General features: G+C 67.6%; 14 protein-coding genes. 4 read left to right on the top strand and 10 right to left on the bottom strand.

Features of this window, described 5'->3' with window-relative positions:
• Nucleotides 1-278 precede the first annotated feature (278 nt).
• The gene (locus tag ABKS89_RS10510; protein WP_348590100.1) at nt 279-2,018 is read left to right on the top strand and encodes a SulP family inorganic anion transporter; all 1,740 of its coding nucleotides are present in this window, start codon (nt 279-281) and stop codon (nt 2,016-2,018) included.
• Here the strand turns inward: ABKS89_RS10510 and ABKS89_RS10505 are convergent.
• A complete protein-coding gene (locus ABKS89_RS10505; RefSeq protein WP_348590098.1) occupies nt 1,986-3,941 on the bottom strand; it encodes a methyl-accepting chemotaxis protein in 1,956 nt (651 codons plus the stop codon). The two genes, ABKS89_RS10510 and ABKS89_RS10505, sit on opposite strands and share 33 nt — an antisense overlap.
• Before the next feature lie 273 nt (nt 3,942-4,214).
• Here ABKS89_RS10505 and ABKS89_RS10500 point away from each other — a divergent pair, with 273 nt between their 5' ends.
• Nucleotides 4,215-4,589 (top strand): hypothetical protein, encoded by a 375-nt coding sequence (locus ABKS89_RS10500; RefSeq protein WP_348590096.1) that lies wholly within the window; start codon nt 4,215-4,217, stop codon nt 4,587-4,589.
• A 24-nt stretch (nt 4,590-4,613) separates the two neighbouring features.
• On the opposite strand, the gene ABKS89_RS10495 is transcribed toward ABKS89_RS10500, so the two are convergent.
• Both ABKS89_RS10495 and ABKS89_RS10490 read right to left on the bottom strand, forming a co-directional pair.
• Entirely contained in the window at nt 4,614-5,222 is a 609-nt protein-coding gene (locus tag ABKS89_RS10495) for a flavin reductase family protein (protein WP_348590094.1), read from the bottom strand.
• Nucleotides 5,223-5,299: 77 nt separating this feature from the next.
• Entirely contained in the window at nt 5,300-5,578 is a 279-nt protein-coding gene (locus ABKS89_RS10490; protein ID WP_081520653.1) for a hypothetical protein, read from the bottom strand.
• A 152-nt stretch (nt 5,579-5,730) separates the two neighbouring features.
• Between ABKS89_RS10490 and ABKS89_RS10485 the strand changes: the two genes are divergently transcribed.
• A complete protein-coding gene (locus ABKS89_RS10485; protein ID WP_138216424.1) occupies nt 5,731-6,078 on the top strand; it encodes a GFA family protein in 348 nt (115 codons plus the stop codon).
• A gap of 390 nt (nt 6,079-6,468) precedes the next feature.
• On the opposite strand, the gene mnmH is transcribed toward ABKS89_RS10485, so the two are convergent.
• Both mnmH and selD read right to left on the bottom strand, forming a co-directional pair.
• Nucleotides 6,469-7,569 carry a tRNA 2-selenouridine(34) synthase MnmH gene (mnmH, locus tag ABKS89_RS10480; RefSeq protein WP_348590093.1) on the bottom strand — a complete coding sequence of 367 codons (1,101 nt, stop codon included), beginning with the start codon at nt 7,567-7,569 and terminating at the stop codon, nt 6,469-6,471.
• The gene (gene selD, locus ABKS89_RS10475) at nt 7,569-8,603 is read right to left on the bottom strand and encodes a selenide, water dikinase SelD (protein WP_192295356.1); all 1,035 of its coding nucleotides are present in this window, start codon (nt 8,601-8,603) and stop codon (nt 7,569-7,571) included. Before selD ends, mnmH begins: the two co-directional genes overlap by 1 nt.
• 108 nt (nt 8,604-8,711) lie before the next feature.
• Between selD and ABKS89_RS10470 the strand changes: the two genes are divergently transcribed.
• Complete coding sequence (locus tag ABKS89_RS10470; RefSeq protein WP_348590092.1) at nt 8,712-9,749, top strand: patatin-like phospholipase family protein; 1,038 nt, start codon at nt 8,712-8,714, stop codon at nt 9,747-9,749.
• Between the two features lie 78 nt (nt 9,750-9,827).
• Here ABKS89_RS10470 and ABKS89_RS10465 read toward each other — a convergent pair whose 3' ends face one another.
• From ABKS89_RS10465 to kdpA, 5 genes are all read right to left on the bottom strand, one after another.
• Nucleotides 9,828-10,520 carry a response regulator gene (locus ABKS89_RS10465; RefSeq protein WP_138216460.1) on the bottom strand — a complete coding sequence of 231 codons (693 nt, stop codon included), beginning with the start codon at nt 10,518-10,520 and terminating at the stop codon, nt 9,828-9,830.
• 40 nt (nt 10,521-10,560) lie between these two features.
• Nucleotides 10,561-13,218: a DUF4118 domain-containing protein gene (locus tag ABKS89_RS10460; protein ID WP_348590091.1), complete on the bottom strand. Its 2,658-nt coding sequence runs from the start codon at nt 13,216-13,218 to the stop codon at nt 10,561-10,563.
• Between the two features lie 153 nt (nt 13,219-13,371).
• A complete protein-coding gene (kdpC, locus tag ABKS89_RS10455; protein WP_138216429.1) occupies nt 13,372-13,920 on the bottom strand; it encodes a potassium-transporting ATPase subunit KdpC in 549 nt (182 codons plus the stop codon).
• A 186-nt stretch (nt 13,921-14,106) separates the two neighbouring features.
• Nucleotides 14,107-16,167, bottom strand: a complete 2,061-nt coding sequence (kdpB, locus tag ABKS89_RS10450) for a potassium-transporting ATPase subunit KdpB (protein WP_138216430.1) — start codon at nt 16,165-16,167, stop codon at nt 14,107-14,109.
• Nucleotides 16,168-16,179: 12 nt separating this feature from the next.
• Nucleotides 16,180-17,874: a potassium-transporting ATPase subunit KdpA gene (gene kdpA / locus ABKS89_RS10445; protein ID WP_138216431.1), complete on the bottom strand. Its 1,695-nt coding sequence runs from the start codon at nt 17,872-17,874 to the stop codon at nt 16,180-16,182.
• Between the last annotated feature and the right edge of the window lie 8 nt (nt 17,875-17,882).

The raw sequence follows: 17,882 nt of genomic DNA, 5'->3' as shown, positions 1-17,882 counted from the left end.
AAAGCCCCTAACCCTCTCCCGCAAGCGGGAGAGGGAACCGTTCGGTGCAGGTTGAAACCCTGGCGTCAGCCGGCACAATCGGCTCCCTCTCCCCCTGGGAGAGGGCTGGGGTGAGGGAGAAGGCACTGCGCCAGAATCACAGGGGGCAGGATGTTCGCGGACATGGCCCGCTCCCGGAGCTCTGCATTCCTCGCTCTATCTCGATGATTTCCGACAAGCTCTGTTGAGCCTTTCCAGCTAGGATTTCCCCTGGTCGATTCCAAGGAAGATCCCCCCGAATGTCCCTCGCCCGTTGGCTGCCCGGTCTGGACAGCCTGCTGCACTATCGTTTCGACTGGCTGCCGCGCGATGTGCAAGCCGGCCTGTCGGTGGCCGCGGTGCAGATTCCCACCGCCATCGCCTATTCGCAGATCATCGGCTTCCCGCCCCAGGTCGGGCTCTACGCCTGCATCCTGCCGATGCTGATCTACGCCATCGTCGGCAGCTCGCGGCAGCTGATGGTCGGCCCGGATGCCGCCACCGCGGCCATGGTCGCGGCGGCCATCACACCGCTGGCGGCCGGCAACCCGGAGCGCCTGCTGCAACTGTCGATGATCGTCGCGGTGCTGGTGGGCGCCATGTCCATCGCTGCCGGGTTCGCCCGCGCCGGCTTCGTTGCCAGTTTCCTCTCTCGGCCCACGCTGGTGGGCTACCTGAACGGCATCGGCCTGAGCCTGATCGCCGGGCAGCTCGGCAAGATCCTCGGCTACCACAGTGAAACCAGCGGCTTCGTCCGCGGCCTGATCGCCCTGGTGCGCAACCTCGCCGATACCCATTTCCCGACCCTGGCGCTGGGGGTCGGCACGCTGGCGCTGATGATCCTGTTGCCGCGTCGCTACCCGAAGATTCCCGGCGCACTGGTGGGCGTGCTGTTCGCCTCGGTCATCGCCGCCGTATTCGGCCTCGACCAGTACGGCATCAAGCTGCTCGGCGAAGTACCGCAAGGCCTCCCGCAGTTGAGCTGGCCGAAGACCAGCTACGAAGAACTGGGCAGCCTGTTCCGCGATGCCATGGGCATCACCATCGTCAGCTTCTGCAGCGCCATGTTGACCGCACGCAGCTTCGCCGCCCGCCACGGCTACGCCATCGATGCCAACCACGAGTTCATGGCGCTGGGCATGGCCAACATCGGCGCGGGGATTTCCCAGGGCTTCGTCATCAGCGGCGCGGACTCGCGCACCGCGGTGAACGACATGGTCGGCGGCAAGAGCCAGCTGGTCGGCGTGGTCGCCGCACTGGTGATCGGCCTGGTCCTGCTGCTGTTCAGCAAGCCGCTGGGCTGGGTGCCGATGCCGGCGCTGGGCGCGGTGCTGCTGATGGCCGGCTGGGGGCTGATCGACTTCCGTGCGCTGCGCGGCTTCTGGGCACTGAGCCGGTTCGAGTTCGGCCTGTGCGTGCTGACCACGGCCGGTGTGCTCAGCGTCGGCGTGCTGCCGGGCATCTTCGTCGCCATCATGCTCGCCCTGCTGCGCCTGCTCTACCTCACCTATCGCCCGCACGACGCGGTGATGGGCTGGGTACACGGCATCGACGGCCAGGTGGAGCTGGAGCAGTACCCCAACGCCCATACCCTGCCGGGGCTGGTGATCTACCGCTTCGATGCGCCGATCCTGTTCTTCAACGCCGACTACTTCAAACAGCGCCTGCTGGAAGTGGTGGCCGAGGCACCGAACACGCGCGCGGTGCTGCTCAATGCCGAGGGCATCCTCAACCTGGATATCAGCGGCCTGACCTCGCTGCGCGAAGTGCAGCAGACTCTCGACGCCCAGGGCGTGCACCTGTCCCTGGCGCGGGTGACCGGCGAAACCCTGGCGATGCTCAAACGCTCCGGCGCCCTGGGCGAGGTGAAGCCGCCGCTGGTGTTCAGTTCGGTGCGCGCGGGCGTCACCGCCTACCGGCGCTGGCACCAGCAGCGCAAGCGCGAGCAGGCGGCCAGCGCCCAGGCGTCACAGGCGGAACTGCCCAACCAGCCCCTGTAGCTCGCGGCTGAGCTGCGCCAGCTCGACACTGGAAGACGCCGTGGACTCCATGGCCTGCGCCGATTCGTCGGCAATGCCGCGGATGCTGCTGACGCTGCGGCTGATCTCCTCGGCCACCGCGCTCTGTTGCTCGGAAGCGGCGGCGATCTGCTGGTTCATCTGGTGGATCACCGCCACCGCCGAGGCGATGGTGCCCAGCGCGGCCTCGGTCTGTACCGCGTCGCCGACGGTCATTTCCACCAGCGCGTGACTGCGCTGCATACGTTGCACCGATGTATTCGCGCCGCTCTGCAGGGCGGCAATCAGCGTCTCGATCTCTGCGGTGGACTGCTGGGTACGCCGCGCCAGCGCCCGCACTTCATCGGCAACCACGGCAAAGCCCCTTCCCTGCTCGCCCGCCCGCGCGGCCTCGATGGCGGCGTTGAGCGCCAGCAGGTTGGTCTGCTCGGCGACGTTCTTGATCACGTCCAGCACGCTGCCGATGCTCTGGCTCTCGCGGCCGAGCTGCTCGATGCTCTGGGTGGCCGCGCGCACCGCATCGGCCAGTTGCTCGATGCGGCCGAGGGTCTGGCGCACCACGTCCTGCCCGCTGGCCACCTTGCCGTCGGCCTGTTCGGCGGAGCTGGCGGCTTCTTCGGCATTGCGCGCCACGTCGTGGACGGTGGCGGCCATCTGGTTCATCGCTGTAGCAACCTGATCGGTCTCGGCTTTCTGGCTGTTCACCCCGTGCTGGGTGCGCTCGGTGACGCTGGACAGCGCCTGCGCCGAGGCGGTGATCTGCCCCACGCCGTCGCTCAGGCGGCTGACGATACCGCGCAGGCTGTCGGCCATGCTGCCGACCGCGCTCATCAGTTGGCCGATCTCATCCTTGCGCCGCACTTCGATGCTCACGCTCAGATCGCCCTCGGCAATGCGCCGAGCCATGCCGATCACCTGTCGCAGCGGTCGCACGATCATCCAGGTGATCAGCAACGAGGCCAGCGCGCCGACCAGCAGCGCCAACGCCGCCGAAGCGACAATCAGCAACGTATTGGTGCGCAACTGGCTCTGCATGGCCGCACGCTGGGCGGCGTAGGCGTCGTCGACCTGCTGCATGACCAGCGCCGCGCGGTCGTTCATCTGCGCGTGAACCTGCTTTTCCTGTTCGAGGCTGGCGGTGTATTCGTCGAGCTTCTCGACGAAGGCGTTGATGTTGGTGATGACGTCCTTGAGCACCGAGACGTAGGTCGGATCGGTGATGGCCTCCTGCAGCTTGGCGGACAGCTCCAGCGCCTCGGCGGCGGACTTGATGCGGCCGCCCTCGGCCTTCTCTTCGCTACCGGCCTCCAGGCGCGAGCGGGCCTCGTTCAGGCCCTGCAGCACCAGGCGGTAGAGCTGGCTGACCTGGGCGGCCTGCTGCAGCAGTTCCTCGCCCTTCTGGCCCTGGGAATCCTTGAGTTCATAGGCGCCGTCATCGGCGAGGCTGGATTGCAGGATGTCCAGGCTGTTGGACGCGCCGCTCACCGACCAGGTGGCGGCGTCCAGCGACAGGCGCCGGCTCTTGCTGGACTTCTCGAAGCTGGCGAAGGCCGCAAGGTAGTCGGCAACGCCCTGCTCGACGCGGGCCATGGCCGCCGCCTGATCCGGCTGGGCCTTGAGACGCGCCACCGCTTCACCGAGGTTGCCTGCGTGTTCGCGCAGGCGCTTGGCCGAGGCATCGCTGGCGTCGATCACGAAGTCCTTCTCGCTCTGGCGCATCTCCAGCAACTCGCGGTTGATGGTCGACATGTCGCCGAGGAGGTCGAAGCGCTGGGAAATTGCCCGTAGCGAGGTCACGCCGATCACCGCTACCACGGCCGTCAGCAACAGCACCAGGCCGAATCCGATGGCCAGTTTCTTCGCCGTTCCCATATCGGCCAGACGACGCTGCACGAAGGCAACCATGGCTTCTCCCCCCATCCGCAATGGCGTTGCAGGAAATCCCGAAGGTCTCCTGATCGTTATCGCTGCTTTTGCGCGGAACATTAGGAGCGCCGCCCACCGACTGGATAGAGGGCACGACGGTGATGGCACGGTGATGCTGCACAGAGATACGTGGAGGTCGTATCCAGAACACTGAACAGGACTTTCCTTGCCCGGATACGGAAATCGCCGACAGCGACCTGCCGGCCTGACCGTTCAGATTCCGACACCTGACTTTCCACTCCAGGTGCTCGGATGAACGCCTACTATCAACTGGTCCTGCAGCGCCCGCTGGCGGGATTCGCCCACGCACTCCAATTGCCGGAGCTGTACCGCGAGCAGCGCCGCCTCGATCCGCTGCTGCTCGCTCGCGGGCAATTGCCGATCCGCCGCTTCGTCTGCCCGCTGGCCTGCGACGAGGTCAAGGGCGAGTGGCTCGACTGCTGGTTCGATGCCCAGACCGGCTGGAGCCTGGTCCACGGCATCGTCAGCCTGGTTCACGGCAGCACGCTGGAATTCACCCGTCGCAACGAACTGCTCTCGGAGCTCTTCGCTCTCGGCGAACGGCTGGACGTGGCGCGCATGGGCGGCATCCACTGGCAGCTGGGTCTGGAACTGGAGTTCGCCTGACGCCACAGCGCCAGGCACGGCGTCCTACTTCGGGCGAATCATGCTGAAGGTGTCGCGGGTATAGCTGTACTGGGTGCCGCCCAGGCGACCGACCAGGTCCAGCTTCGCCGGATCGACATGGCGCTCGTCCTGCATCACCGACTCATCGATGTGCGCCAGCAGCACGCGGGCGAAGATCAGCATGCTGGAGGGATTGTCCGCCGGGTACGGCATGATTTCCGCCAGCTGGCATTCGAAGGCCACCGGCACGCCGACCACTCGCGGCGGAGCTACGCGTTCGCTGGGCACGGTGGCGATGCCGGCGTGCTCGATCTCGCTGACACCGTGGGGCAGCCAGGCGGCGGTGGCGTTCATGTTTTCGGCCTGGGCGGCGCTGACCAGGTGGATCACCAGCTCGCCGGTCTCGCGTACGTTGCGCAGGGTGTCCTTGACGCTGCCGTCCTCACGCACGCTGGTGTTGACCAGCAGGGTCGGCGGCGAATCGCTGATGACCTGGAAGAAGCTGAACGGCGCGAGGTTGCTCTGGCCGTCCCTGGACAAGGTGGTAACCCAGGCGATCGGGCGTGGCGTGACGGTGGAGGCCAGCCAGCGGTAAGCCTCGGCCTTGGACAGTTGGGTGAAGTCGAGTTGCATGGGCTGATCCTGGCAGAACGGCGGGCGATGCGGTGGGAAAGGCGCGGGCCGCTTCAGGCAGCCCGGCGATGCGCGGCTCAGCGGCCGGCGCGGGATTCCTTGATGTAGAAGCGCGCGCGGCTGGCCTTGTCGGCGCAACCGTCGTACGCCTCGACCTGCTGCTGGGTCTTGGCAGCGGTCAGCAGGCCGACGGCCTTGGAGTAGCTGACAGTGCCGGCGAAACCTTCGGCCTTGGCCAGGTCCAGCTCGTGCCAGGCGGCGTTCAGCTCGTTGGCGCAGCTGTCGCGGTTGACGGTCTTGCCCGAGCAGCCGGCGACGGCGAGCAGCAGGGCGATGATCAGGGGAATGCGCGGCATGACGAAACTCCTGGAAGTATTCGGGGGTGAATCCAGCTTAGAACGCGGCGCAGAGGCCTGCCGGACGGCGCCGCAGTATGCCACCGGACGGATGGCATTCAAGCGACTACTACACTGTTTGCCCACGGGGTATCCCGACAAGGAGAAGGACCATGGTGCACCAGGGCAGCTGCCATTGCGGGCAGATCGCGTTCGAAGTGGAAGGGGACGTCGGTGAAGTCGTGTCATGCAACTGCTCGATCTGCCGGCGCAAGGGTTCGCTGCTGTGGTTCGTGCCGCGCGGCAAGCTGAAGCTGACGACTCCTGAGAGTGCGATGAGCACCTATACGTTCAACACCCATCGCATCGAGCACCGTTTCTGCCCCACCTGCGGCTGCGCGCCGCTGGCCTACGGCGCGATGCCGGACGGCACGCCGATGGCGGCAATCAATGTGCGCTGCCTGCCGGGCGTGGAGCTGGCGGGACTGACGGTGAAGGAGTACGACGGCAAGAGCGTGTGACGCTGGCAGCCCCTGTAGGAGCGCGCCATGCGCGCGATCCGTCGGCAGGGCCGACGCCCTGCTTCGGCTCCGGGCGGATGTTCTCTGGAGGTTTTCAAGAGCCAGAGCCCATTCGGGAGTTGTCGACTGGAAGCTATTCGTAGCGCGTAGGGCGCATAACCCGGAACGGGTTATCCGCCGATGCCATGACGGCGGATAACGCTGGCGCGTTATGCGCCCTACGAAGCTCCGCCACCCTTCCCGGCAAACGCTTGCGTAGGATGGTGTGGAGCGCAGCGATACCCATCGTTCTCATGCGCCGACAGCAGCATGGGTATCGCAAGCTCCACCCATCCTACGGTGATGCTCCGTCGTGGCGCCGGTGCGAGCCCCACAAGGGGAGCGCCGGGATCAGCGTTCGGCGCGGAAGCGCAGGTACTCCAACACTTCGTCCTGGGTGCCACGGAACTCCACGCGCTCGCCCTTGCTCTCGCGCTGGAAGGCATACATCGGGTCGTAGTATTCGCCCAGCAGCCCCTCGATCCAGCCCCGGTGCAGGTCCACCGAACCGCTGCGTTTCTGCTCTTCCAAAGCTTCATCCATGATCGCCGCCAGGCGCTGGTAGCGCTCGCCACCCAGGCGCTTGACGATGCCCGACAGGCTCTTGCGCAGGTAGGCGGCGAAGGAGTCGAAGCCGCCCTCCTCGCCCACTACCTGCACGTGGTCGGCGCACAGGTTCACCACGTAATCCTTGAGGATGCGCTCCACGCGCTGCTCGAAGCTGTCTTCCAGCCACACCAGCGGGTAGTGCTGCATGCCCTGGTACAGCTCCAGCGGCACCGAACAGCTGCCGACGATGCGCCCCTCGTCCTCCAGCACGAACTGCTCCGTGCCGGCGTGGCGCTTCTTCAGGATGTCGATGGCCAGGCGGTTCTCGAAATCGATCTGCGCCGGCTGCGGCGTGGCGCGGCGGCCGAAGGCGGAGCCACGGTGGTTGGCATGGCCTTCCAGGTCCAGGCTGTTGGCCAGTTGGGCGATGACCTCGGTCTTGCCGGTGCCGGTCAGGCCGCCCACCAGCACGAACTGGCATTCCTCGACGGCGGCGCGGGTGGTGTCGAAGAGGAAACCACGCATCGCCTTGTAGCCGCCGACCACGCGCGGGTACTCGATCCCGGCTTCGGTCTTCAGCCACTGCTGGGTGATCTGCGAACGCAGCCCGCCGCGGAAGCAGTACAGGTAGCCCTCGGGGTTGGCCCTGGCGAAGTTCGCCCAGGCCTCGATGCGTTCGGACTTGAGCTTGCCCATGACCAGCTCGTGGCCCAGCGCGATGGCCGCCTGCTGGCCGTTCTGCTTGTAGCAGGTGCCGACCTTCTGCCGCTCGCTGTCGTTCATCAGCGGCAGGTTGATCACATTGGGGAACGCGCCCTTGTCGAATTCGACCGGGGCGCGCACGTCCATCATCTTCACATCGCCGAGGAACAGTTCGCGGTAGTGGCGGGTGTTGTCGCGCATCACATCACCTCGACCGCGTGACGCTGTCGGCCGACCAGTTCGCCGATGGGCGCCAGGTCCATGCCCAGTTCCTTTGCCGTGGCGAGGAACTGTGCCTCGCCCGCAGGCTCCACCGCCACCAGCAGGCCACCGCTGGTCTGCGGGTCGCACAGCAGCAGCTTGTGCAGTTCGGGCAGCGGCGCGATGCGTTCGCCGTAGCTGTCGAAGTTGCGCAGGGTGCCGCCGGGCACGCAACCGGCTTCCAGGTAGTACTCGACGCTGGCCAGACGCGGTACGGCGTCATAACGGACGCGCGCGGTCAGGCCGCTGCCGTCGGCCATTTCCACCAGGTGGCCGAGCAGGCCGAAGCCGGTGACGTCGGTCATCGCCTTCACTCCGTCGAGCTTGCCGAAGCGCGCGCCGGGCTTGTTCAGGGTACACATCCAGTCACGGGCGACGCCCACGTCCTCGGCGCGCAGCTTGGCCTTCTTCTCGGCGGTGGTGAGGATGCCGATGCCCAGCGGCTTGGTCAGGTACAGCTTGCAGCCGGCGGTGGCGGTGTCGTTGCGCTTCATGAAGCGCTTCTCCACCAGCCCGGTGACGGCCAGGCCGAAGATCGGCTCGGGCGCGTCGATGGAGTGTCCGCCGGCCAGCGGGATACCGGCTTCGTCGCAGACCTTGCGGCCACCGGCAATCACTTCGCGGGCGATTTCCGGCGCCAGCACATTCACCGGCCAACCGAGGATGGCGATGGCCATCAGCGGGTCGCCGCCCATGGCGTAGATGTCGCTGATGGCATTGGTGGCGGCGATGCGGCCGAAGTCGAAGGGATCGTCGACAATCGGCATGAAGAAATCGGTGGTGGACACCACGCCGCGCTCGGCATCGATTTCGTAGACGGCGGCGTCATCGCGCGAGGCGTTGCCGACCCACAGCTTGGGGTCGAGGTTCTGCGCGCCGCTGCCCGCGAGGATGACTTCCAGGACCTTGGGGGAAATCTTGCAGCCACAGCCAGCGCCGTGGCTGTACTGGGTCAGGCGGATCGGTTCGCTCATCGGGAGGCTCCGGGCAGGGAAATCAAACGGCGATTCTAGCAAAGCCCGGCTTGGCGCGGCCGCTGCCCACGGCGTATCGTCGCAGGGTTCGTCACGCGGAGTTGCCCCATGTCAAAACAGATCGCGCTGGTACTCGGTTCCGGCGGCGCGCGCGGTTATGCGCATATCGGAGTGATCGAGGAGATCGAACGGCGCGGCTATGAGGTGGTGTGTATCGCCGGCTGTTCCATGGGCGCGGTGATCGGCGGTATCTACGCCGCCGGCAAGCTGGGCGAGTACCGCGACTGGGTGGAAAGCCTGGACTACCTCGACGTGCTGCGCCTGCTCGACGTCAGTTTCCGTCTCGGCGCCATTCGCGGTGAGCGGGTATTCGGCAAGATCCACGAAATTCTCGGCGAGATCGATATCGAACAGCTGCCGATCCCCTACACGGCGGTGGCGACCGACCTCACCAACCAGCAGGAAATCTGGTTCCAGGAAGGCTGCCTGCACCAGGCCATGCGCGCCTCGGCGGCGATCCCCAGCCTGTTCACCCCGGTCATGCAGGGCACCCGCATGCTGGTGGACGGCGGCCTGCTCAACCCGCTGCCGATCGTCCCGGTGGTCTCGACCCACGCCGACCTGATCGTTGCGGTCAACCTCAACGCCACCAACCAGCGCCAGTACTCGCTGCCGGTGATCGAGCGCCCGCCGGCGCTGAAGGGCCGCTTCGATTCGGTGATCTCCGGGCTGTCGAACAAACTGAGCTTCTTCCGCCGTGGCGAAGTCGAGCCACCACCCGAGCTGATCGCCGACGCCCTGCTGCACCCGGTGCCGGCCACCTCCGAAGAGCCCGCCGAACCGGAAATGCAGCAACCCGCCGCAGCTCCACAGGCCAAGGGCTCGCCACGCTCGGCCACCGGCAGCCACGTGATCGACAGCAGCAGCCCGGCCTCGCTGCTGGAGTTGGTGAACCAGAGCTTCGAGGTCATGCAGACCTCGCTGGCGCAGTACAAGATCGCCGGCTACCCGCCGGACATCCTGATCAATGTGCCCAAGCGCGTGTGCCGCTTCTTCGAGTTCTACAAGGCCCCCGAACTCATCGCCCTCGGCCGGCAGATCGCCAGCGATACGCTGGATCGGTATGAGGCGGAGAATCCTTATTGAGTTGAGCCGCCCCCTGCAGGAGCGCCCTACGGGCGCGAATCGCGGGCATGGCCCGCTCCTGCACGGAAACCCGGGAAGTCAGCCCTCGCGCAAGCGGTAACCGACGCCTGCCTCAGTGACGATAAAGCGCGGCGTCGCCGGATCATCAGCGAGCTTCTGCCTCAGATGGCCGACCACCACGCGCAGGTAGTGCGTGTCCTCGGTATGGGTCGGTCCCCAGATGTCCTTGAGCAGTTGCTGCTGGGTCACCACGCGGCCCACATGGCGCGCCAGGGTCGAGAGCACCGCGTACTCCTTGCGGGTCAGCGAGACTTCCTCGCCATCGAGCAGCACGCGGCGATAGGAGAAATCCACACTCAGCGGCCCCACCGCGACCACCGCCTCCTGCGTTTCGCCGCTCGCCCCCTGGCGCAGCAGCACGCGGATGCGTGCGAGGAATTCCTGGATGCCGAAGGGCTTGGTCACGTAGTCGTTGGCGCCGCTGTCCAGCGCCAGCACCTTCTCGCTTTCGCTGGCGCGCACCGAGAGCACCAGCACCGGCACCTGCGACCACTCCCGCAGTTCGCGCAGCACGTCCTGGCCGTCCTTGTCGGGCAGGCCGAGGTCGAGCACCACCAGGTCCGGGCGGCCCAGCGCGGCCTGGGCCAGGCCTTCCTCGCCGGTGCCGGCTTCGAGCACCTTGTAGCCACCGGCGCTGAGGCTGATACGGAGGAACTTGCGGATCTGCGGTTCGTCGTCGACGACCAGGATGGTGGCGGCGCTGGCGTTCATCGGCAGTCCGGGCTGGCTGGGGGCGTCCAGCTTGAGCCTTTCAGACAGCAGCATCAAGCTGCTCCAGGTCCGGCTGTTGTTGCAGCGGCAGGTGCAGCACGAGGGTGGTGCCGCGCCCGTCGATGCCGTCCTCGACGGTGATCCGCCCGCCGTGGGCGCCGACCATGCCCTGGCAGATCGCCAGGCCCAGCCCGGTGCCCTGCCCGCCGCGGTCACCGCGCGCGGCGGTGTAGAACATGTCGAAGATCTTCTCGCGCTCCGCCGGCGGAATGCCGGGACCTTCATCGCTGACCAGGAAGCGCAGCTCCTCGTCACCCTGCTCCACCGCCACCCGCAGACGGCCTTGCGGCGGCGAGAAACGCGCGGCGTTTTCCAGCACGTTGACCAGCGCCTGTTCGATCAGCGCGGCATGCACATAGAGCAGCGGCAGTTCCGGCGCGACGCGGGTTTCCACCCGATACGGAGCGACCACCGCGCGCAGGCGATTGAGCGCGCTGCCGACGATGTCGCCGGGCGACACCCAGTCGCGCGACAGCTTCAGGCCGCCATGGCCGAGGCGGGTCATGTCCAGCAGGTTCTGGATGTAGCGGTCCAGGCGCTCGGCCTCGTCGCGGGTGCTTTCCAGCAGCTCGCGGCGATCCGGCGGCGGGATGGCGTCGCCGAGGGCCAACAGACTGTCGATGGCGCCGCGCATGGAGGTCAGCGGCGTGCGCAGGTCGTGGCTGACCGAGGCCAGCAGCGCGCTGCGCAGTTGTTCGGTTTCGCCGTGCAGACGCGCGGCCTCGAGGTCTTCGGCGAGGCGCGCACGGGCCAATGCCTGCGCCAGCGGTTGACCGAGAGCTGCCAGCAGACGACGGCGCGACCCGGATAAAGGTTGCGAATCGCGCGGGCTGACGCCAAGCAGCGCCAGCGGGCCGTCCTCGCCGGATAGCGGCCACCACCACCAGCGCCCGCCCGGCAGCGTGCCGGTGCCCAGGCCGGCAGGCTGGTCGTGCTGCCAGGCCCAGTCGGCGGCGGCGCGCTCCTGGTCCTCCAGCGTGCGGTTGAGGCCACCCTCCAGTGTCCATTCGCCGTTGACCCGGCCGAGCAGGCAGATATCCAGCCCTTCCCAGCCCCCCAGTTGCTGCGCGGCGGCGGCCATCACCGCCTGGCGGTCGGTGGCGGCGGTGAGCTTGCGCGACAGTTCGAGCATCTGGCTGGTCTCTTCCTGCGTTTCGCGCAATGCCTGCAACTGCCGACGCTGGCGGGCCGCGAGGTTGCCGGTGAGGCCGGCCATGAGCAGGAAGAACAGCAGGGTCAGCACGTCTTCTTCGCGCTGGATGGAGAAGGAGAAATGCGGCGGGATGAACAGGAAGTCGTAGGCCAGGAACGACAGCACCGCGCAGGCCAGCGCCGGGCCGAGGCTGCTGCGCACCGCCACCAGCAGTACGGCGGCGAGGAACACCAGGGAGATGTTCGGCAGCTCCAGCACGCTGGCCACCGCCCAGGCCAGGGCACTGGCGCAGCCGGCGGCCAGCGTGGCGAGCAGGTAGTTGCCCCAGGGCCAGGGCGTTTGCGGGCGGGCCTTGGGCGGTGCGAGATCTGCCTCGCTGTCGAGCACGCTGATCTCCAGCCCATCGCCCAGACGCAGCAACCGCGCCGCAAGGCCGCCGCCGAACAGCCGGCGATACCAGCGCTGCCGCGAGCGACCGACCAGCAGCAGTGTTGCGCGACGTTCCTTGGCATGTTCGACCAGGGTGCGCGCGACTTCGCCGCCACGCAGTTCCACCACGTCGCCGCCAAGGCGCTCGGCCAGTTGCTGGGCGTTCTGCAGCTGCATGCGCGAAGCTTCGCTGCGCGCCTCGCCCGTATCCACATGCACCAGCGACCAGGGCAGATGCCGGCGTTCGGCGACGCGGCTGGCGTGGCGCACCAGGCGCTCGGCGTTGTGTTCGCCATCCACCCCCACCAGCAGCCTTCCGCGCACGGCGGGGGCGTCGCCGCCCTGCTGGCGGTAGCGATGGGCAAGATCGTCGTCCACCCGCGCGGCGGCGGTCTGCATGGCCAGCTCGCGCAGCGCGGTGAGGTTGGTCTGGCTGAAAAAGGCATCGATGGCGGCGCGAGCCTGTTCGGGCACGTAGACCTTGCCCTCGCGCAGGCGCTCCAGCAGCTCGCGCGGCGGCAGGTCCACCAGCAGCAGTTCGTAGGCTTCCTGCAGTACCCAGTCGGGTACGGTTTCGCGCACCTGCACGCCGGTGATGTCGCGCACCTGGTCGTTGAGGCTTTCCAGGTGCTGGACGTTGACCGTGGTGTAGACGTCGATGCCGGCGGAGAGCAGTTCCTGGATGTCCTGCCAGCGCTTGGCGTGGCGGCTGCCGGGGGCGTTGCTGTGGGCGAGTTCGTCCACCAGCGCCAGCGCCGGCGGGTCGCCGAGCAGGCCGTCAAGGTCCATTTCCTCGAGGGTGATGCCCCGGTAGACCGAGCGCTTGAGCGCCTGCTGCGGCAGGCCGGCGAGTAAGGCTTCGGTCTCGGCGCGGCCGTGGGTTTCGACGACGCCGACGCGCAGCTTGACGCCCTGGCGCAGCTGACTCTGGGCGGCCAGCAGCATGGCGTAGGTCTTGCCGACCCCCGGCGCGGCACCGAGGAATACCTTGAGGCGGCCACGGCCCATGGGGGGCAGGTCGGCCAGCAGGGCGTCGGCGCGGTTGGAGTCGGTCATGGGGCTATCCTCGGAGCGCGCGGGGCGCTCGTTTCATGTGTGCCGGGGCGGGGAAACAGCCCCTCACCCCAGCCCTCTCCCGGTGGGAGAGGGAGCTGTCCGCAGCAGGCCGATGGCATCGTGCAACGGCCTGGACGGCTCTGGCGCTGGAGTCTAGCGAGGCAGGCTGGCCAGGGCCATGTTCAGCGCCAGCACGTTGACCACGGCGGGGCCGATCAGCGGGCGTTCGGTGTTGGCCTCCACCAGTTTCTCCAGGCTCGCCGCCGGTACACCACGCTCCAGGGCGATGCGCGGCACCTGGTACAGCGCGGCAGCCGGTGGCAGTTGCGGGTCCAGGCCGCTGCCGGAGGTGGTGACCAGCGCCAGTGGCACCGGTTGCGCGCCGATCTGCTGGGCGGCGGCGTCCTTGGCGATGCGTTCGGCCAGCGCCGGGTTGCCGGGCGCGAGGTTGCTGGCGCTGCTGGAGACGGTGGCGAAGTCGCCGGCCGAGGGGCGCGAATGGAACCACTGGGCGCCGTCGAACTTCTGTGCGATCAGTGCCGAGCCGCGCACGTTGCCCTGGTCGTCGCGGACCAGGCTGCCGTTGGCCTGGTCGTGGAAGGCGACCTGGGCGATGCCGGTGACGGCCAGCGGGTAGGCAATGCCAGTGACGGCGCTGAGCAGTACCAGCGAGGCGATGGCGGGGCGGAGTTGGTTGAGCATGTTCGTGTTCCTCTTGTCAGGTTCGGAGCGAGGGATTGCCCTCACCCCAGCCCTCTCCCAGAGGGAGAGGGAGTAGTTCGGCGTGTCCGGCCAGATCGGTGCTTCCCGATCACTCCGAACGGTCCCTCTCCCTACGGAGCGGGGCGCGCAGCCAGGGTTAGGGTGAGGGGACCCCCCCCCCGTGCCTCAGGCAAGGCCCACAGCGACCAGGATCATGTCGATCACCTTGATCCCCAGGAACGGCGCCAGCAGCCCGCCCACACCGTAGATCAGCAGGTTGCGCCGCAGCAGCTGCGAGGCGTCGCTGGCCTGCACGCGCACGCCGCGCAGGGCCAGGGGGATCAGCGCGACGATGATCAGCGCGTTGAACACGATGGCCGAGAGGATGGCGCTCTGCGGGCTGGCCAGCTTCATCACGTTGAGCACGCCCAGTTGCGGGTAGATGCCGGCGAACAGCGCAGGGAGGATGGCGAAGTACTTGGCCACGTCGTTGGCCACCGAGAAGGTGGTCAGCGCACCACGGGTCACCAGCAGTTCCTTGCCCACCTGCACCACGTCCAGCAGCTTGGTCGGATCACTGTCCAGGTCCACCAGATTGGCGGCCTCACGGGCGGCCTGGGTGCCGTCGTTCATGGCCATGCCGACATCCGCCTGAGCCAGGGCCGGGGCGTCGTTGGCGCCGTCGCCGCACATGGCGACCATGCGGCCCTCGCCCTGCTCCTGGCGAATGCGCGCCAGTTTCTTCTCCGGCGTGGCTTCGGCAATCACGTCGTCCACGCCCGCTTCTGCGGCGATGGCCGCGGCAGTCAGCGGGTTGTCGCCGGTCACCATCACGGTGCGGATACCCATGCGGCGCAGCTCGGCAAAGCGTTCGCGGATGCCCGGCTTGACCACGTCCTTGAGGTGGATGGCGCCGAGCAGCTTGCCGTCAGCCACCACCAGCAGCGGCGTGCCGCCGCTCTGGGCGATGCGCTCGATTTCCTTGGCCAGGCTTTCGGGCATCTGCGCACGGTCCATACCGATAAAGGCCAGCGCGGCGTCCACCGCGCCCTTGCGGTACACGTGGCCGTCGATGTTGATGCCCGACAGGCGCGTCTCGGCGCTGAAGGCCACCGGGGTCACGCGGTTGCGGTCCGGCTCCGGCAGGATGATCTGCGCGCGGAGGAACTCAACGATCGACTTGCCCTCCGGCGTGTCGTCGGCCAGCGAGGCGAGGAACGCGCCCTCGGCCAACTCCAGCGGCTGCACGCCGGGAGCGGTGTGCAGCGCGCTGCAGCGACGGTTGCCGAAGGTGATGGTGCCGGTCTTGTCGAGCATCAGCACGTGCACGTCCCCCGCCGCTTCCACGGCGCGGCCGGACTTGGCGATGACGTTCAGGCGCACCAGGCGGTCCATGCCGGCGATGCCGATGGCCGAGAGCAGGCCGCCGATGGTGGTGGGGATCAGCGTCACCAGCAGCGCCACCAGGAACACCAGCGGCAGGTTGCCGCCGACGAACAGGGCGAAGGGCTTCAAGGTCACGACCACCAGCAGGAAGATCAGCGTCAGGCCGATCAGCAGGATGTCCAGCGCCACCTCGTTGGGGGTCTTCTGGCGCTTGGCGCCTTCCACCAGGGCGATCATGCGGTCGAGGGTGGATTCGCCGGGGTTGGCGGTGATCTTCACCAGCAGAGCGTCGGAGACCAGCCGGGTGTTGCCGGTCACGGCCGAGCGGTCACCGCCGGACTCGCGGATCACCGGCGCGGATTCGCCGGTGATGGCGGCCTCGTTGACCGCCGCCACGCCTTCGATCACTTCGCCGTCGCCGGGGATCAGTTCACCGGCTTCGACGCGCACCACATCGCCCTTGCGCAGGCTGCTGGCGGCGACCTTCTCGAAGTTGCCGCTGGCAGTCCGGCGCAGTGCCTGCAGGCCCTGGGTGCCGGCCTTGAGGCTGTCCGCGCGGGCTTTGCCGCGGCCCTCGGCAAGAGCCTCGGCAAAGTTGGCGAAAAGTACGGTGAACCACAGCCACACGGCGATCTGCACGGCAACGAAGGTGGGCACCGAGTCGCCGCCTATCGCGCAAAGCACGGTGGTCAGCACGGCGGTCAGGGCCACCACCAGCATCACCGGCGAGCGTTGCAGCTGGCGCGGGTCGAGCTTGACGAAGGCCTGTACCAGCGCCGGCTTCCACAGGGCGGACAGCGCGGTGGTCGGGCGTTTTTCGACGGCCTTGTTCAGGGCCAGTTCCTGGGTTTTCGCATTCATGGAGGCGGCTCCTCAGAAGCCAAGCGTCAGGTGATCAGCCACCGGGCCCAGCACCAGCGTCGGCAGGAAGTTCAGGCCACCCACCAGCAGGATGGTGGCGGTCAGCAGGCTGACGAACAGCAGGCCGTGGGTCGGGAAGCTGTTGGGGCCGACCGGGGTGGCTTTCTTCGCCGCCAGGCTGCCGGCGATCGCCAGCACCGGGAGGATGTAGCCGAAGCGGCCGATCAGCATGGCCAGGGCGATCATCAGGTTGTGGAACGGCGTGTTGGCGCCGAAGCCGCCGAAGGCCGAACCGTTGTTCGCGGTGCCCGAGGTATAGGCGTAGAGCAGTTGGCTGAAGCCATGGGCACCGGGGTTGCTCACCGCCGAGGCCGGGCCCGGCAGGCTGGCGGCGATGGCGCCGAGCACCAGCACGCCGACCGGCATCACCAGCAGGGTCGCCACCAGCAGGCGCACTTCGCGGGCCTCGAGCTTCTTGCCGAGGTATTCCGGGGTGCGGCCGACCATCAGTCCGGCGAGGAACACCGCCACCAGGACGAACAGCAACATGCCGTAAAGGCCCGCGCCGACGCCGCCAAAGATCACTTCGCCGACCATCATGTTGAGCATCGCGACCATGCCCGACAGCGGGTTGAGGCTGTCATGCATGGCGTTCACCGAGCCGTTGGAAGCCGCCGTGGTGGTCACCGCCCAGAGCACGCTGGCGGTGGTGCCGAAGCGGCTCTCCTTGCCCTCCAGCGGAGCGACCTGCTCCACCGGCAGCGCGCTGAGCGCCGGGTTGGGCTGGTACTCGGCCCACAGCGTCACGCCCAGGCCCAGGGCGAACAGCACCAGCATGCAACCGAGGATGGCGCGGCTCTGGCGCAGGTCCTTCACGTAGTGGCCGAAGGTGAACACCAGCGCGGCCGGGATCAGGATGATCGACACGACCTCGAACAGGTTGCTCCAGATGGTCGGGTTCTCGAACGGGTGCGCCGAGTTCACGCCGAAGAAGCCGCCGCCGTTGGTGCCCAGCTGCTTGATGGCGATCTGGCTGGCTGCCGGGCCCAGCGGGATGGACTGGTCGGCGCCCTGCACGGTCAGCGCGTGGGCATAGTCGAGGAAGGTCTGCGGCACGCCCTGCCAGACCAGCAGCAGCGCCAGCAGCAGGCACAGCGGGATCAGCCCGTAGAGGGTGGCGCGGGTCAGGTCGACCCAGAAGTTGCCGAGGTTGTTCGTCGACTTGCGCGAGATGCCTCGGGCCAGCGCCACCAGCACGGCCAGGCCGACGGCGGCGCTGACGAAGTTCTGCACGGTCAGGCCGAGCATCTGGCTCAGGTAGCTCAGCGAGGCCTCGCCGCTATAGGCCTGCCAGTTGGTGTTGGTGACGAAACTCACCGCGGTGTTGAACGCCAGCGTCCACTCCAGACCCGGCAGGTGCTGCGGGTTGAGCGGCAGCAGCCCCTGCAGCATGAGGATGGCGAACAGCAGCACCAGCCCCACCAGGTTGAACGCCAGCAGGGCCAGGGTGTAGCTCTTCCAGTCCTGCTCGTCTTCGGGGTGGATGCCGCACGCGCGGTAGATCGCCCGCTCCACCGGCAGGAACAGGGGGCTGAGGAAGGTGCGCTGCCCCTCCATCACCTTGTAGTAGAAGCGCCCGAGGAACGGCGCCGGCACCAGCACCAGCGCCAGGAAGGCGACGATCAGCAACAGGTCATGACTGTTCATGACGTCTC

This window comes from Pseudomonas sp. LABIM340, assembly GCF_040017195.2.
Classification (GTDB): domain Bacteria; phylum Pseudomonadota; class Gammaproteobacteria; order Pseudomonadales; family Pseudomonadaceae; genus Pseudomonas.
This window is presented reverse-complemented; position numbering and strand designations above follow the sequence as displayed.

Excerpts from the sequence above, each read along its gene's own strand:
- ABKS89_RS10510 (WP_348590100.1), top strand. The coding sequence starts at position 279 with ATGTCCCTCGCCCGTTGGCTGCCCGGTCTGGACAGCCTGCTGCACTAT.
- ABKS89_RS10505 (WP_348590098.1), bottom strand. The coding sequence starts at position 3,941 with ATGGTTGCCTTCGTGCAGCGTCGTCTGGCCGATATGGGAACGGCGAAG.
- ABKS89_RS10500 (WP_348590096.1), top strand. The coding sequence starts at position 4,215 with ATGAACGCCTACTATCAACTGGTCCTGCAGCGCCCGCTGGCGGGATTC.
- ABKS89_RS10495 (WP_348590094.1), bottom strand. The coding sequence starts at position 5,222 with ATGCAACTCGACTTCACCCAACTGTCCAAGGCCGAGGCTTACCGCTGG.
- ABKS89_RS10490 (WP_081520653.1), bottom strand. The coding sequence starts at position 5,578 with ATGCCGCGCATTCCCCTGATCATCGCCCTGCTGCTCGCCGTCGCCGGC.
- ABKS89_RS10485 (WP_138216424.1), top strand. The coding sequence starts at position 5,731 with ATGGTGCACCAGGGCAGCTGCCATTGCGGGCAGATCGCGTTCGAAGTG.
- mnmH (WP_348590093.1), bottom strand. The coding sequence starts at position 7,569 with ATGCGCGACAACACCCGCCACTACCGCGAACTGTTCCTCGGCGATGTG.
- selD (WP_192295356.1), bottom strand. The coding sequence starts at position 8,603 with ATGAGCGAACCGATCCGCCTGACCCAGTACAGCCACGGCGCTGGCTGT.
- ABKS89_RS10470 (WP_348590092.1), top strand. The coding sequence starts at position 8,712 with ATGTCAAAACAGATCGCGCTGGTACTCGGTTCCGGCGGCGCGCGCGGT.
- ABKS89_RS10465 (WP_138216460.1), bottom strand. The coding sequence starts at position 10,520 with ATGAACGCCAGCGCCGCCACCATCCTGGTCGTCGACGACGAACCGCAG.
- ABKS89_RS10460 (WP_348590091.1), bottom strand. The coding sequence starts at position 13,218 with ATGACCGACTCCAACCGCGCCGACGCCCTGCTGGCCGACCTGCCCCCC.
- kdpC (WP_138216429.1), bottom strand. The coding sequence starts at position 13,920 with ATGCTCAACCAACTCCGCCCCGCCATCGCCTCGCTGGTACTGCTCAGC.
- kdpB (WP_138216430.1), bottom strand. The coding sequence starts at position 16,167 with ATGAATGCGAAAACCCAGGAACTGGCCCTGAACAAGGCCGTCGAAAAA.
- kdpA (WP_138216431.1), bottom strand. The coding sequence starts at position 17,874 with ATGAACAGTCATGACCTGTTGCTGATCGTCGCCTTCCTGGCGCTGGTG.